Raw genomic sequence first — 13,840 nt, 5'->3', positions numbered from 1 at the left:
GGGGCGTGCACGCACGCCCCGGACGCGACGGATCAGGCCGGGACCTCCACGATGCCCACGGTCGGCAGGAAGAAGCACGACGTCTCGCCGTTCTGCACCGTGCCGAACACCGCGGCCAGGACGGTTCCGGAGCCGGTGGCGACCGGTGCCGCGCGGACCCCACCGAGCGGGATCGCGCCGGCGAAGAAGTTCTGCACCGCGGTGGCGACGAGGGGCTTGGCGAACTCGGGCACGCCGCCGGGGACGGCGAGCGCCGCGGCCTCCGCGATGGTGCCCATGGGCACGAACCCGCCCTGGAAGGTGTTGACGTTGAACCACGCGACCTGCATCCCGGTGGTGTTCTCGCCGTCCTTCTCCACGCCCATGGGCACGAAGGCGAACAGGGTCTCCCCGGGGTCGACGGCGTTGACAGGCCCGACCATCGGGATGTTCAGGTTCGGCCACGGGCCGGGAGCGGCCCCGGCGACGGCGGGGGCGATGCCGAGCGGCAGGCTGCCGCCCTCGGTGCAGAAGGGCGCGCCGGTGGGGTAGAGGAACGGTTCGATGCCCAGGCCGCGCAGGAACTCCACCGCGTCCTCGTAGGCGGAGAGCGGCGAGCCCTCGGCGACGTCGGTGGCGCCCCCGCGTGCGGAGCCGATGGCCTCGGCCGCGGCGACGGCGAGGGTGTCGGCGCCCGGCTGGGCCCGGAGCGTCTCGAGGGCGCCGGCGAGCGGATCGGGTGCCGGCGCAGCAGCGACGACGGGGTCCGCGGGGGGTTCGGCGGCCGCGACGGCGGGCAGCGCCAGAGCAGCGGCCACGGTGAGGGAGGCTGCGGCGGTGAGCCGGCGCAGCCCGCGCCGGGTGGTCCTGGTGGTCATGCTTCGCTCCTGTACGTGGTCGGAACCGGAACACCGACCGCCCCGGAGTCGTGCGACGGCTCCGGGGCGGAGACCCGCGAGTCACGTGTTACGTGTGTGACTCATGGTGTTGGTGGGATCAAGCAGACCACAGGAAGAACAGACCGGCCAGTCCGGCGCGGCGTGGTGTTATGCAAACGAAACGAGTCGTGTCCGGTTCGAGACCGGACATTTCAGTCGTGAGGGCGTTCGGCCGCCGCCAGCCCCGAGGTCTCGTCCGGATTCCGGCGCAGATGCATCAGGCTGGCGGCGAGACCGCCCCACACCAACCCCAGTGCGACGACCATCATCGCGATCGCAGGTCCACTCACAGTCTTTCTCCCGCTTCTGTCGATTCGGTGTGCGCCAGCTCGGCGTCCGTCAAGCCCCACGGGGCGAACGACAGCCCCACCGCGATCACGATCACGAGGATCTGCACACCCCACCCGAAGGTGGTGACGAGCGCGTCGGGCAGGTCGTTGTAGCCCTCGTCGATCCGGTCCACGATCTCGCTGATCAGCATGTACCCGAGCACGACCGGGGTGAGGACGCCGGCGAAGATCCGCCAGAGCAGGCCGACCTTGAACGACGACACCGAGTTCAGGTGATCCTGCAGCTCGGGCAGCCGGCGCAGGCCCCATGCGAGCACGACGAGCGTGGCGAGCGCGACGCCGACGATGCCGAACTGGTTGGCGAAGCGGTCGACCACGTCGAGGGTGTTCAGACCGGTGGTGGTCGGGAACAGCAGCAGCGACGTGATGCTCGCGACGCCACCGACGAGCAGGACCGCCGGCACGCGGGTGAGGCCGGTCTTGTCCTCGACCGCCGACACGCACACCTGGATGATGCTGATCAGCGACGTGAAGCCCGCGAAGACGAGCGAGCCGAAGAACAGCAGGCCGAACAACGAACCGCCGGGCATCTGCGAGACGATCGTGGGGAACGCGATGAAGGCCAGCCCGATCCCGCCGCTCACCACCTCGTCCACCGCCACACCCTGCGCCTGCGCCATGAAGCCCAGCGCCGAGAACACCCCGATGCCGGCGAGGATCTCGAAGCTCGAGTTGGAGAAGCCGACGACGAGACCGGAGCCCGTGAGGTTGGTCCGGTGCTTGAGGTACGACGAGTAGGTGACCATGATGCCGAAGGCGACGGACAGCGAGAAGAAGATCTGCGCGTACGCGGCGATCCACACCCCGGTGTCCGTGAGTGCCGACCAGTCCGGCCGGAAGAACGCGTCGAGACCGGTGGCGGCGCCGTCAAGGGTCAGGGCCCGCACCACCATGCCGGCGAACAGCACCAGCAGCAGCGGTACGAAGAACCGGTTTGCCGCACCGATGCCGCGCTGCACCCCCAGCGCCAGGATGACGAGCACCACGAGCCAGATCCCGAGCAGCGGCCACGCCACGCCCGGGACGAAGTCGAGGCCGAACGTGGCGTCGGCGTCCATCTGCAGGAAGTCCTGCAGGAAGAAGGCCTCGGCGTCGTCACCCCACGCCCGGGTCGCCGAGAAGAACGTGTAGCGCAGCGCCCACGCGATGATCACCGCGTAGTACACGCCGATGACGAAGCAGATGCCCACCTGCCACCAGCCCAGGCTCTCGGTCGCGCGCTTGAGGCGGTGGAACGCCAGCGGCGGCGACCCGCGGAACTTGTGCCCGATCGCGTAGTCGACGAACAGCAATGGAATACCTGCGGTCAGCAGGGCCACCAGATACGGCACGATGAATGCGCCGCCGCCGTTCTCGTACGCGATGTACGGAAAGCGCCAGATGTTGCCCAGTCCGACCGCCGAGCCGATGGCGGCGAGGATGAACACCGACCGGCCGGACCAGACCTCTCTCTTGCGCACCGCTGCGTCCTCAGTCACTGACGTACCTTTCCTCGGTTTCAGACTGTCGACGCTAGCGCCCGCGGGCCTGCTCCGTGGGTGATCCGGGCGGACGGCCGCGGCGTGTCGGAGCGGGCTCAGTCCTGCCACAGTTTGTCGAGTTCCGGGCCCGGTTCCTCGTCCGGCGGGGCGCCGCGGTAGCGCAGGGCGAAGATCACCCAGCCGATGGCGGCGATCATCAGGAAGCTCACGAGCCGGTACACGACGACCGCGGACAGGGCCTGCGCGCCGGTCATTCCGCTGGCAGTCAGCGCGGGCACGAGTACGGCGTCCATCACGCCGAGCCCGGCCGGCAGGAGCGGGATCGCGCGGCTGGCGGCGGTACCCGCGGCGTATGCGACGGCGATGCCGGCCAAACTGGGCTTGCCGCCGATCGCGTATGCGGCGAAAGCGAGGCACGCGCCGTCGCACAGCCAGTTGAACAGCGACCAGCCGAACGCCCGGGCGGCGTGAGCGCGGTCGAGTTGCACTGCCCGCAACTGGGCCACGATTCGCTTCCACGCCCGGGTGCCGGCCTGGGCGGGTTTCTTGCGTAGGCGGTTCACCCCGCGCAGCGCGATGACGCCGATCGACTCGAACGCGTCGGGCCGGCTGGCCGCGTACTGCACGAGCACGACGAACGCCGCGAACCCCCCGAGGGAGAAGATGAGCGAGAACGGGTTGGTGGTGGCGCCCACGAGCAGCGCGCCCACGAGGCCGAGCAGTGCCAGACCCGCCGCCTGCAACAGACCGGCCATCACGAGCTGCCAGGTGGAGACGACGGGGCTGGCGCCCCACTTGCGCATCTGCCGGTACGTGAAGGTGGTGGCCACCACCGGGCCGCCCGGCAGGGTCACGCTCATCGAGTTCGCGGCGTACGCCACCGACAGGGACTGGCGCTGCGTCACCGTGACCCCGGCCGCGGACAGCAGGGTGCGCTGCACCCGCGCGAAGCTGGACATCTCGGTCAGTGCCGCCAGGACGGCCGCACCGACCCACCACCAGCGCAGGTCCGAGAGGTTGCCGACGCTGGTCTTCAGCTCCGGCCAGACGAGGACGACCTCGACGGTGAGGACGACGACGAGCACGAATCCGAGCAGCCACTTGAGGTGCCGCCGCCGGGTCGGCGACATTCCGCCGTTGCCGTTGCCGTTGCCGTTGCCGTTGCCGTTGCCGTTGCCGTTGCCGTGGCCCGGGGGGCGGTCGTGCTCTCCCACGGACGCGTCCCCGTTCTCGCCCGCATCGGTCATGCGGGCCAATTCGCCAGCGTCTTCCGGTACAGGTCCTCCACCTCCGCGACCCGGGCACCGAGCTCGTCGAGCGTCCAGTCGCTGACGTCGATGGGATCGAGAACCACCACGTCGACGGTTCCGGGCCGCAGCACCGTGGAGTGCTTCCACAGCACCTCCCCGGCGTTGCGGATCACCACCGGCACGATCGGTACGCCCGCCTGCATGGCGATGTGGAACGCGCCCTTCTTGAACCGGCCGATCTCCGGGGTCAGTGACCGGGTGCCCTCCGGCGCGATGATCACCGAAGTGCCCTCGCGCAGTGTGTCGACCACCGGACCGAGTGCCGCCTTCGCCTGCTCGGTGTTGGCCCGGTCCACGAACGCGGCCCCGACGAAGCGGAGCACCAGACCGAACAGCGGGTCGCTGGCCATCTCCTTCTTCGTCACGCCGGTGAAGCTGTGCCGCAGCACCCGCGCCATGATCACCGGATCGAGCTGGCTCTGGTGGTTGAAGATGAAGACCGCGGGACGCTGGGCCCAGGCGTTGGCCTCGTTCCGGATGTCCACGTCGATCCCGGCGAGGGCCAGCGGGACCTCACCCGCCAGGGTGGCGATCGAGTCCAGCGCCACCTTCTTGTTGCGGTTGAGCAGGCCGAGGCCGACACCGGTCCACACCGAGCCGAACAGTCCGCCGTACGCGGCGAGGGTGCGGACCACCTCCTTGGTACCCGGAGTTCCGCGCGGCTTGAATCGCAGGATCGGCCACCCCAGTTCGGTGGCGGTCCGCTCGAGATTCCGGTCCGGGTTGGTCGGCGTCGGATTGCCCATCGTGGCGAGGAAGTCGGCGTCCTCGCCCCCGTTGGAATACGTGTAGCTCTGCTCGCGATCGATGCTGTTCGCCTCCGCGAAGGCCAGGACGGCCTGCGCCTTGCCGCTGCGCCACAACGACTTCCCGTCCACCCGCCCCGTGAGTACCCCGTCGCGCACCTCGAGCGGACTGAACAGGACGTGCTCGACGCCGAGCGCATCCGCCGTCGCCTGGATCTGGTAGCGCGACGCCGAGGACGCGATCACCATGGTGTGCCCCGCCGCCTGGTGCGCCCGGATCAGCTGCCACGCCTCGGGGTAGATGTGGCCGGCGATCGTGGACGCGAACAACCGGCGCCCGATCTCGTACAGTTCCTCCTCGGTGTGCCCGCCCCACGCCTTGAATGCCACCGCGACGAACCGCTCGAAGTCCGCCTCGGTGTCGTGGCCGCGCAAACCGTTGAGCATGGTGGCGGCGAGTTCGGCGGCGCCGACCTTCCCGGCGAGCAACCGGTCGCGGAAGAAGTGCAGACCGGAGAAGCCGTGGACGATCGTGCCGTCGAAATCGAAGAATGCCGCGATCTCCGGGCCCTTCGGCCCGGTTCGCACCCGCTCGAGCGCTTCCTCGAGGATCACCGCTCCGCCTTTCTGTTGGATACGTCGAGAGACTCGGCGAGCCGAACCCGCTCACCGACCGCCAGCAGCTGCGCCGCGAACTCCTCCCGTCCCTGCCGGATCTCGTCGCCCCCACGTTCCAGCAGCCCGCGGTTTGCGGCAAGCTGCAGCGCCGTCGTGAACAGTTCGGACGAGACCGATTCGGGCCCGAACAGCCGGCCCTGCAGCAGCATCTGCCGGCCGACCGCGACGCACTCGTCCAGGAACGTCGTGCGGTCGACCTGCAGGGCCGGGTCGCGCCGGGCGAGCCGTTCGGCGACGACGAGCTGCGCGTCGAAGAAGGACCGCAGCGCGCGGTGCGCCATGAAGAACCCGGTTTCGAGCAGGGCGGCCAGCGCCAGCTCCACGTCCGGCAGGGCATCGCGCCAGGAGGGCATCAGCAGGGCGAGCTCGTCGCGCATGTCGGCCTCGAACTTGTCCCGGTCGGGGAAGAAGAACTCGAACTTGAGCAGGTCGCGCACCGCCTTGGCCTCCTCCCACGCCGCCCGCACCGGGTCGAGGCCCGGATTGGCATGCGCGTGGAGGACGGCCAGCTCCATCAGGGCGCGGTTGACGAACCAGTGCACGCCGCTGTTGCGGTAGAACGCGGCGACCAGGTGTTGCCCGGGCTGGATCGAGTAGACCGGCTCGTCCCCACCGGCGTACGTGGTGACCACGCCGGCATCGCTCAGCGCGGACAGGACGCTCTCCAGGCCGCCCTCGATGTCGAGGCCGCCGAGTTCGCCCTGCGGTATCCCGCGGGCGTCGATGTACCGGCGTACCGGCGCGATCACCGCGCGCACCTCGTCCAGGGTCAGCGCCCGGTCCCGGACGCCGAGCAGAGCGAGAGTGACCAGGCAGTTCACGGTGACCGGGGTGTGGCAGTTGATGCCCACGGCCACCTCGAACGCAACCTTCTGCAGCGCCTTGCGGCTGCGCTCGGTGTGCTCGGCCTCGTCCGCGGCGGGTTCCCCGGACAGGTCGGGGTCCCCGCTCGCGGTGAGCTGTGAGCGAATCGACAGCGGTTCGCCGAACCGCACGTACACGTTGCCCGCGCGGCGGCGCTGGTTGCGCGCGTACTTCGCCAGCCAGGTCAGGCCCTCGGGTTTCTTCTGGGCGCCGGTCTGTTCGGCGGCGACGGCCGCGACCTCGGCGAGCCCCTCGTAGGTGATGGACACCGGCACGAGCATCGCGTCCTCGACTCGGCCGCCCCGGATCGCGTTGGCGACGTAGTTGAGCAGGCCGTAGCGGGGCGAGCGGAGTTTGCCGGTGCGGGTGCGGCCCCCCTCGAAGTACCACTCCAGGTTGAACCGCTTCGTCAGCAGATACGCGAAGTACTCCTCCAGCGCCGCCTTGTAGACGGCGTCGTCACCGAAGCTGCGACGGATGAAGACGGTGCCGGTCCGCCGGGCGATCGGACCGATCGGCCAGAACGTCAGGTTGGCGCCACCCATCAGGTGGTTGCGCGGGAAGTCGTTCCGGGCCAGCACGTCGCCGAGCACGAAGGCGTCCGCGTAGGACCGGTGCGACGGCAGGAACACCAGCGGGTAGCGCCGGTTGAGTTCGCGCAGGCTGCGCAGCCCGGTCTCGTCGGCGCGCACCGTCCACGCGGCGGAGTGCAGGGGGCGCATCATTTCGGTGAACAGGTCCGTCACCAGCCGGGACTGGACCGCGACGAGTTCTCCGAGGGCGGAGGTCGCGCGGATACGGACCTCCTCGGGCGCGATGTTGTGCTCGGTGCTGATCGCGTCGAGCCGGCGCCGGAACGACGCCGAGTCCATGATCTGCTCGGCCACCAGCTTCGGCACCTTGTACCGGTCGCCGATGACGGCCCGCTCGGCGCGATCGAGACCGACCACCGCGCGGTGGGTCACGAACCGAGCGAACGACTCGGGTGCCGGATCGCCGTCCTCGGCGAGGTGCCGGGCCCGCAACTCGCTCAGCCGCGCCGGCTCGGCGAGGACGATCCGGAACCGATCGGGGGAACGCCCGACCAGCCACTTCTGCAGGAACCGGTTCGGATTGCGCGGGTTGGTGAGCGCCACGATGTCGGAGAGCCGGACCCGTCGCTCGCCGTCGCGGGCCTCCGGCAACCACACCACTCCCACGGGCAGCACCAGGGGATCGTCGTCCCGGCCGACGAGATCCTGCGCGAGGCGACCCGGGTCGAGTTCCATCTCCTCGACCGGTCCGTCGGCTCGGTACTCCGCCGGCACCTCGGCCGACCGCAACCAGTTCGAGATCAGCCTGCGCTCGATCGGCGTCGTCGTCTCGGCGACGACCACCGTCGATCGTCTCCCGGATTCCGAGCCCCGCCCGTTCGTGCCCATGTCACCCCATCTCCGGATCGCCCGAGTGAAACGTACCGCGTATCCGCCGCGCGTTCCGGCGCAACCACAGGAGAGACCTCGGCACCGAGAGACCTTCGGCACTTCTGCCGGCGCGCGATCCGGTCCACCCTGAGGCAAGGTGGGCAACGTACCGAAGTTCGACAGGCTTCATCGGGGAGGAACTCCGTGACCGGCACCGACCGATCCGAACCGGCGTACGCGGCGATCCGGGAGACTCACACCTCCGTGGTGTTCTTCGTCGGGGGCCGCGTGCACAAGCTCAAGAAGCCGCTCGATCTCGGGTTCCTCGACAACCGGACCCGGCAGGCGCGGGAGCGGGCCTGCCACCGTGAGGTCGAACTCAACCGGCGTCTCGCCCCCGACGTCTACCTCGGCGTCGCCGACGTGCACGGGCCCGACGGACTGGTGTGTGAGCACCTCGTCGAGATGCGCCGGTTGCCCGACGACCGTCGCCTCGCCGCCCTGGTGCAGCGCGGCGAACCCGTCGCCGCGGTCGTCACCGCCGTCGCGCGGCAGGTCGCCGCCCTGCACGCCGCGTCGCCGCGCGATCCGGCGATCGACCGGTGTGCCACGGCGCAGTTCCTCGACGGACTGTGGCGGGAGAGCCTGGATCACCTCGACCGGCTGCCCGTCGGGGCGGAGGCGGAGGACCTGCTCACCGCCATCCGGGACATGGCCGGCCGCTATCTCGCCGGCCGCGAGCGGCTGCTCGACGAGCGGATCGCCGCCGGGCGCGCCGTCGACGGGCACGGGGATCTGCTCGCCGACGACATCTTCTGCCTCGACGACGGCCCGCGGATCATCGACTGTCTCGAGTTCGACGACCGGTTGCGCTACGGCGACGCCGCCCTCGACATCGCCTTCCTCGCGATGGATCTCGAACGGCTCGGCGGCGAGGCGGCGGCGCGGCAACTGCTGCCCGCCTACGCCGAGTTCTCCGCCGACGCGTTCCCCTCGTCGCTGATGCACCACTACATCGCGTACCGTGCCGTGGTCCGGGCGAAGGTCGCCGCGCTGCGGCACGAGCAGGGCGACGAGCACTCCCGCGGCAGCGCCCTCGCGCTGCTGGACCAGACCCGGCGCAACCTCGACCGGGGCCGCGTCCGGCTCGTCGTCGTCGGCGGTCTGTCCGCCACCGGCAAGACGACCGTGGCGCACCTCGCGGGACAGCACCTGGGCGCGACCGTGCTGCGCAGCGATGTGATCCGCAAGGAACTGGCCGGCCTCGCCCCGACCGCCGACGCCACCGCCGCCGTCGGCGCCGGCCTCTACAGCGCCGCCCACACCGACGAGACCTACGACGAGCTGCTGCGCCGCGCCGCCGTCGCACTCGGTCACGGCGAGTCGGTCGTGCTGGACGCGACATGGCTCACCGAGGCCCGGCGGGAGGCGGCGCGGGCGGTCGCGGCCGCGACGACCGCCGACCTCGTCGAGATCGAGTGCCGGGCGGATCCCGCGGTGCTGGTCCGCCGCATCGTGGCCCGGCGGGAGCGGGGCGGCGACGCGTCGGATGCCACACCCGCGGTCCTGGACGACCAGCTCCACGTGCGCGACGAATGGCCCACGGCCCGCGTCGTGGACACGAGCGGGGACGTCCTCCCCGACCAGGCGTGGCTCGAACGGGACCTCGGCCCGGCGCCGTGGTGAGGACAGGCTCGCATTGCTACCGCGACGGGTGGAATCGCCCTAGCCTGAGGGCATGTCGACCGATCCCTCGCTCAGTCACGCCGACGTCGAACCGCATTCCGGCGGCATCTCGGCGAAACTGAACTGGTTGCGCGCCGGTGTGATGGGCGCGAACGACGGCATCGTCTCCACGGCCGGTCTCGTCGTCGGTGTGGCTGCCGCCACCACCGACGAATCGACCATTCTCACAGCGGGGTTGGCCGGGCTCGCGGCGGGTGCGGTGTCGATGGCCCTGGGGGAGTACGTGTCGGTCAGCGCGCAGCGGGACACCGAGCGGGCGCTGCTGCACAAGGAACGTCGCGAGCTCGAGGAGATGCCGGACGCCGAGCTCGAGGAGCTGACCGCACTGCTCGAAGGCAAGGGGATGTCGCGGCCGACGGCACGCACCGCGGCGAAGGAGATGACCGAGCGCGACGCGCTGTCCGCGCACGCCGAGGTCGAACTCGGCATCGACCCCGGGGCGCTGGCGAATCCGTGGGCCGCGGCGTTCTCGTCGGCGGTCGCGTTCACTGTCGGTGCACTCGTGCCGCTGCTCGTGATCGTGCTGCCGCCGGCGGATCTGCGGGTTCCGGTCACCTTCGTGTCGGTGCTCGTGGCGCTGGCCCTGACGGGTTCGGTCAGTGCGTGGCTCGGTGGGGCCCGGCGCGGGCGGGCGATGTCCCGCGTGGTGATCGGTGGTGCGCTCGCGATGATCGTGACGTACGCGGTGGGTCTGGCGTTCGGGACCGCGACGGCCTGAGCCGGTGCCGCCTCGCGAAGCGCGGCACCGGACGGTCGTCACTTCTTGCGGCTGATCATGATCGGGCAGGGTGCGTTGTGCAGCAGATTCTGGCTCACCGACCCGAGCAGCGCCCCGGTGAACTGGCTGCGACCGTGGCTGCCCACCACAACGAGCTGCGCGTCCTCGAGCTGCCGCAGGATCACCTTGGCGACGGGACCCCGATCCACGACGCGGCGGATCTCGACGTCGGGGAACTTCTCGTGCCAGCCGGCGAGAGTCTCGGCGAGGACCGCGGATTCGGACTCGCCCACCGCCTCCCAGTCCACCAGCGTCGCGACCGTGCCGACGCCGAGTGCCGCGTCGCCGATCCACGAGTGCACCGCGACCAGCGGTACACCGAACAGGGCGGCGTACTCGAAGGCGTGCCCGACCGCCGCCGTCGACAGCTCACTGCCGTCGACGCCGACGACGATGGGGCGGGAGTCCGGCAGCGGACGTTCGTTGTCGCCGCGCCACACCACCACCGGGCACGGGGCGTGGTTGGCCACGCGCAGCACGGTCGAGCCGAGCAGGAAGTTCTCCACGGCGTTGGCGCCGGTGGCGCCCATCACCACGAGCCGGGCGTCCTCGGCGGCCTCGAGCAGGGAGTTGGCGGCGGGGCCCGGCCCCATGAAGCCCTTCACCTCGAGATCCGGATGGTCGGAGCGGATCACGTCGGTGACGTTCGACAGGATCGCCTCGCCGTCCTCGCGGAGCTGGTCGACCATCTGCGACTGGATGAGCACCGCGGCCTCGCTGTAGAAGATCCCTTCACTGGGCAGTGAGTGCACCAGGTGCAGGGGCGCTCGCAGACGCGCGGCGAGGGCGGCCGCCCACCGGGCCGCACTCGTGGCGACGGCGGAACCGTCCACGCCCGCTACGACGGCATTCCGGTTGGCAGTTGTGCTCATTCGTTCTCCTTCTCGGTGCGTTCTCCGCGCTCGGGGCGCGTGTCGAGTGTTTCACGGAACCAGGACCGCCGCGCCGCCGAAACGGCCCGCGGACAGGTCCTCGAGCGCGTGATCGGCCCGGTCGAGCCCGTACGCGGTGGTGGTGACGTGCAGGTGGTGTTCGTTCGCGAAGCCGAGGAACTCGTGAGCGTCGGAGCGGGTGTTGGCCGTGACGCTGCGCACCTGCCGTTCGCGGAACAGATGCTGCTGATAGTTCAGCGGCGGCACGTCGCTGAGGTGGATGCCGGCGACGGCGAGCGTGCCGCCGGCGTCCAGCGCGGCGAGCGCGGTGGGCACCAGTTCCCCGGCGGGGGCGAACAGGATCGCCGAATTCAGCGGCTCGGGCGGCGCGTCGTACGCGCCCTGTGCCGAGGCCGCGCCGAGGTCCAGAGCGAGCCGACGGGCGGTCTCGCCACGGGTCATGACGTGCACGCGGGCGCCCCGGGCGAGGGCGACCTGCGCGGCGAGGTGGGCACTGCCGCCGAAGCCGTACAGACCGAGCACCCCGCCGTCCGGGACCTCGGCACGCAGTAGTGCCCGATAACCGATGATCCCGGCGCACAGCAGCGGGGCGAGTTCCGCGTCCGAGTAGCCGGACGGCAGAGGGAGTGCGAAAGCTGCAGGGACGGTGGCATATTCGGCATATCCGCCGTCCTCGTCCCAGCCCGTGTAGGTGGAGTGCGGGCACAGGTTCTCGTCCCCGCGCAGGCAGTACCGGCACCGGCCGCACGTACTGCGCAGCCACGGAATGCCCACCCGGTCACCGATCCGATGCGTGCCGACGTCGCCGCCGACGACCTCGCCGACGACCTCGTGGCCGGGGACGACGTGCGGCCGGTGCACCGGCAGATCTCCCTCGCTCACGTGCAGGTCGGTCCGGCACACCCCGCAGGCGAGGACACGCACCAGCAGTTCCCCGGACGCCGGTTCGGGTATCGGTTCCCGGACCGGCCGCAGCGGATGTTCCGCCGCGGGCCGCGGCCGGTCGACACGCCACGCTCGCATCTGTCCGGGGGTCACGGGTGTCTCCTTCCGTCGTCCGGGCTCAGCATGCCTCTTCCCGGTGGTGGCCGGCCAGGGGAGAAGGACCCGGACGGGAGGGGGTCACTTCCACAGCGGCTTCGCTGCTCGCCGCGCCCGCTTCCACGCGCGTTCGAGCTGCGCGACCTGCTCTTCCCCGGCTTCGAGCTCGCGCTGGTAGACGATCCCGAGGCCGAAGCTGGACTCGGCGGTGTGGTCCTGCTCGGACACCATGTCGAGCAGGTGCTCGCGCGCGACCACCGAGTCCTGGAACTCGCCGAGCAGGTCCTGGAAGTCGTCGAAGTGATCGAGGGCGCGTTCGGCGCGCTTGCGGTGCAGCGGCCGCAGCACCTCGATGGCGTAGCGCATCCGCTTGGCGCCCTTGCGGGCCCGGTGGACGAGTTCGTCCCGTTCGGCGTGCGTGGCTGCCTCCCCGGCATGGCGCACCCGGCGCGAGACCTTCTTCGCGAGCCGCGCCAGCGCACGGTCGAGGTCCTTAGGGCGGACCTGCCGTCGCTCTCGGCCGGGGCCGGACCCGACCGTCCCCGCCGCGAGGCCGTCGATCAGCGCGTCGAGCGCCTCCAGCAGGGCCGCGTAGCGGTCCGAGTCCAGGGCGGCGACGGCCTCGAGCCGGGCCGCGTCCGACCGGGCGGAGAAGTACTCGTCGACTCGGGCGCGGATGGCCTCACGCTGCGCCACCACCGGCACCTCCTCGATCCGGCCCACGATGCGTTCCCACTGCACCTCCAGGTCCCGTGAAGGACTGAGTTTCCTTCCCGTCCAACGCAGTTCTTCGACCAGGCCGTCGTCGATCGCGAACGTTCCCGCATACGTCTGCAGGGCGCTGCGGATCCGGCGCAGGGCCTTGCGCATGCTGTGGACGGCGTCCGGGGCGTCCCGTCGTACGCCGATCTCGGCGAGCTCGAGGGTGCGCAGCTCGCCGCGCAGGTAGTCGCGCAGGTGCCCGGCCGGACCGGGAACCTGCTCCTCGGCCGGCAGCAGATCGGCCAGCGCCCGATGCAACTTGGACGGACTGGGGGCCCGCCCGATTCCGGCTGCGGTCAGCCGCTCCTCGACGGCGTCGAGCAACTCGGTTCCGCCCGACGCGAGCTCGACCTCGATCTCGCGCCATCGCTGCGGTTCGCTGCCCTCCTCCCGCGTCGCGGTGACGTCGTCGACGACGATTTCCGCGAGGCCCCGGCCCTCCTCGTCGATCAGGCGGTGGCGCCACCGCTGCGTGTCCAGCACGGCCGCGAGTACGACGGGACGCGCACGGCGCACTCCGCGCAACAGGGCGAGCAATTCGGCCGGAGGCCGGTCGGTGTCGTCGCCCAGCGGGAAGCGCACCTCCGTCCTGGTGTCCGTGCCGGCGGGGAGTTTCGTGTGCCAGCCGGCGTCGTGCCCTCCCTCACGGCGGCGCAGGGTGATCCCGGCGCGCAGCAACCGCAGGTCGCCGGTGTCGTAGTACCGCGCGGACAGCTGCTGCAGTTCGGGTTCGGGGCGACCGCCGACGCCGGGCAGACCCGACAGGTCCGGCAGCTGCTGCCCGTCCCCGGCCGTGTACTTGCGTTCCGATTCCTGAACCGCGTCGATCCTGGGCGGCATGGTCATGCGTCCGACTCCTGTTCCGGCAGGT

Annotated in this window: 11 protein-coding genes; 2 read left to right on the top strand and 9 right to left on the bottom strand. The window is 70.8% G+C overall.

Going from position 1 to position 13,840, the window contains the following annotated elements; genetic code table 11:
• Positions 1-32: 32 nt before the first annotated feature.
• The 6 genes from QYS60_RS08585 to QYS60_RS08560 all read right to left on the bottom strand — a co-directional run bounded on the left by QYS60_RS08585 (position 33) and on the right by QYS60_RS08560 (position 7,767).
• Positions 33-857, bottom strand: coding sequence for a hypothetical protein (locus QYS60_RS08585; protein ID WP_003936475.1), 825 nt, complete (start codon positions 855-857; stop codon positions 33-35).
• Positions 858-1,069: 212 nt separating this feature from the next.
• On the bottom strand, positions 1,070-1,207 hold the full coding sequence (locus QYS60_RS08580) for a methionine/alanine import family NSS transporter small subunit (RefSeq protein WP_371382909.1): 138 nt from the start codon (positions 1,205-1,207) through the stop codon (positions 1,070-1,072).
• Positions 1,204-2,745 (bottom strand): sodium-dependent transporter, encoded by a 1,542-nt coding sequence (locus QYS60_RS08575; protein WP_371382908.1) that lies wholly within the window; start codon positions 2,743-2,745, stop codon positions 1,204-1,206. The genes QYS60_RS08580 and QYS60_RS08575 overlap by 4 nt, the downstream gene beginning before the upstream one ends.
• A gap of 98 nt (positions 2,746-2,843) precedes the next feature.
• A complete protein-coding gene (locus QYS60_RS08570) occupies positions 2,844-3,995 on the bottom strand; it encodes a YbhN family protein (RefSeq protein WP_371382931.1) in 1,152 nt (383 codons plus the stop codon).
• A complete protein-coding gene (locus tag QYS60_RS08565; protein ID WP_371382907.1) occupies positions 3,992-5,419 on the bottom strand; it encodes an HAD-IB family hydrolase in 1,428 nt (475 codons plus the stop codon). The genes QYS60_RS08570 and QYS60_RS08565 overlap by 4 nt, the downstream gene beginning before the upstream one ends.
• Entirely contained in the window at positions 5,416-7,767 is a 2,352-nt protein-coding gene (locus tag QYS60_RS08560) for a glycerol-3-phosphate 1-O-acyltransferase (protein WP_371382906.1), read from the bottom strand. Before QYS60_RS08560 ends, QYS60_RS08565 begins: the two co-directional genes overlap by 4 nt.
• 186 nt (positions 7,768-7,953) lie before the next feature.
• Between QYS60_RS08560 and QYS60_RS08555 the strand changes: the two genes are divergently transcribed.
• Together QYS60_RS08555 and QYS60_RS08550 are read left to right on the top strand one after the other, a co-directional pair.
• Positions 7,954-9,435, top strand: coding sequence for an AAA family ATPase (locus QYS60_RS08555; RefSeq protein WP_371382905.1), 1,482 nt, complete (start codon positions 7,954-7,956; stop codon positions 9,433-9,435).
• Positions 9,436-9,487: 52 nt separating this feature from the next.
• Entirely contained in the window at positions 9,488-10,213 is a 726-nt protein-coding gene (locus QYS60_RS08550; RefSeq protein ID WP_191902360.1) for a VIT family protein, read from the top strand.
• A gap of 38 nt (positions 10,214-10,251) precedes the next feature.
• Here QYS60_RS08550 and QYS60_RS08545 read toward each other — a convergent pair whose 3' ends face one another.
• The 3 genes from QYS60_RS08545 to QYS60_RS08535 form a co-directional block, all read right to left on the bottom strand.
• Positions 10,252-11,145, bottom strand: a complete 894-nt coding sequence (locus QYS60_RS08545; protein ID WP_371382904.1) for a universal stress protein — start codon at positions 11,143-11,145, stop codon at positions 10,252-10,254.
• A 51-nt stretch (positions 11,146-11,196) separates the two neighbouring features.
• The gene (locus tag QYS60_RS08540; protein ID WP_054371205.1) at positions 11,197-12,189 is read right to left on the bottom strand and encodes a zinc-binding alcohol dehydrogenase family protein; all 993 of its coding nucleotides are present in this window, start codon (positions 12,187-12,189) and stop codon (positions 11,197-11,199) included.
• Positions 12,190-12,288: 99 nt separating this feature from the next.
• The gene (locus QYS60_RS08535; RefSeq protein ID WP_191902362.1) at positions 12,289-13,815 is read right to left on the bottom strand and encodes a CHAD domain-containing protein; all 1,527 of its coding nucleotides are present in this window, start codon (positions 13,813-13,815) and stop codon (positions 12,289-12,291) included.
• Between the last annotated feature and the right edge of the window lie 25 nt (positions 13,816-13,840).

The sequence above is a fragment of the Rhodococcus sp. GXMU-t2271 genome (assembly GCF_041414735.1).
GTDB classification, from domain to species: Bacteria; Actinomycetota; Actinomycetes; order Mycobacteriales; family Mycobacteriaceae; genus Rhodococcus; species Rhodococcus indonesiensis.
The sequence above is the reverse complement of the archived record's forward strand: the minus strand, read 5'-3'. Positions and strand labels throughout refer to the sequence as shown.

Excerpts from the sequence above, each read along its gene's own strand:
- QYS60_RS08585 (WP_003936475.1), bottom strand. The coding sequence starts at position 857 with ATGACCACCAGGACCACCCGGCGCGGGCTGCGCCGGCTCACCGCCGCA.
- QYS60_RS08570 (WP_371382931.1), bottom strand. The coding sequence starts at position 3,995 with ATGACCGATGCGGGCGAGAACGGGGACGCGTCCGTGGGAGAGCACGAC.
- QYS60_RS08560 (WP_371382906.1), bottom strand. The coding sequence starts at position 7,767 with ATGGGCACGAACGGGCGGGGCTCGGAATCCGGGAGACGATCGACGGTG.
- QYS60_RS08550 (WP_191902360.1), top strand. The coding sequence starts at position 9,488 with ATGTCGACCGATCCCTCGCTCAGTCACGCCGACGTCGAACCGCATTCC.
- QYS60_RS08545 (WP_371382904.1), bottom strand. The coding sequence starts at position 11,145 with ATGAGCACAACTGCCAACCGGAATGCCGTCGTAGCGGGCGTGGACGGT.
- QYS60_RS08540 (WP_054371205.1), bottom strand. The coding sequence starts at position 12,189 with ATGCGAGCGTGGCGTGTCGACCGGCCGCGGCCCGCGGCGGAACATCCG.
- QYS60_RS08535 (WP_191902362.1), bottom strand. The coding sequence starts at position 13,815 with ATGACCATGCCGCCCAGGATCGACGCGGTTCAGGAATCGGAACGCAAG.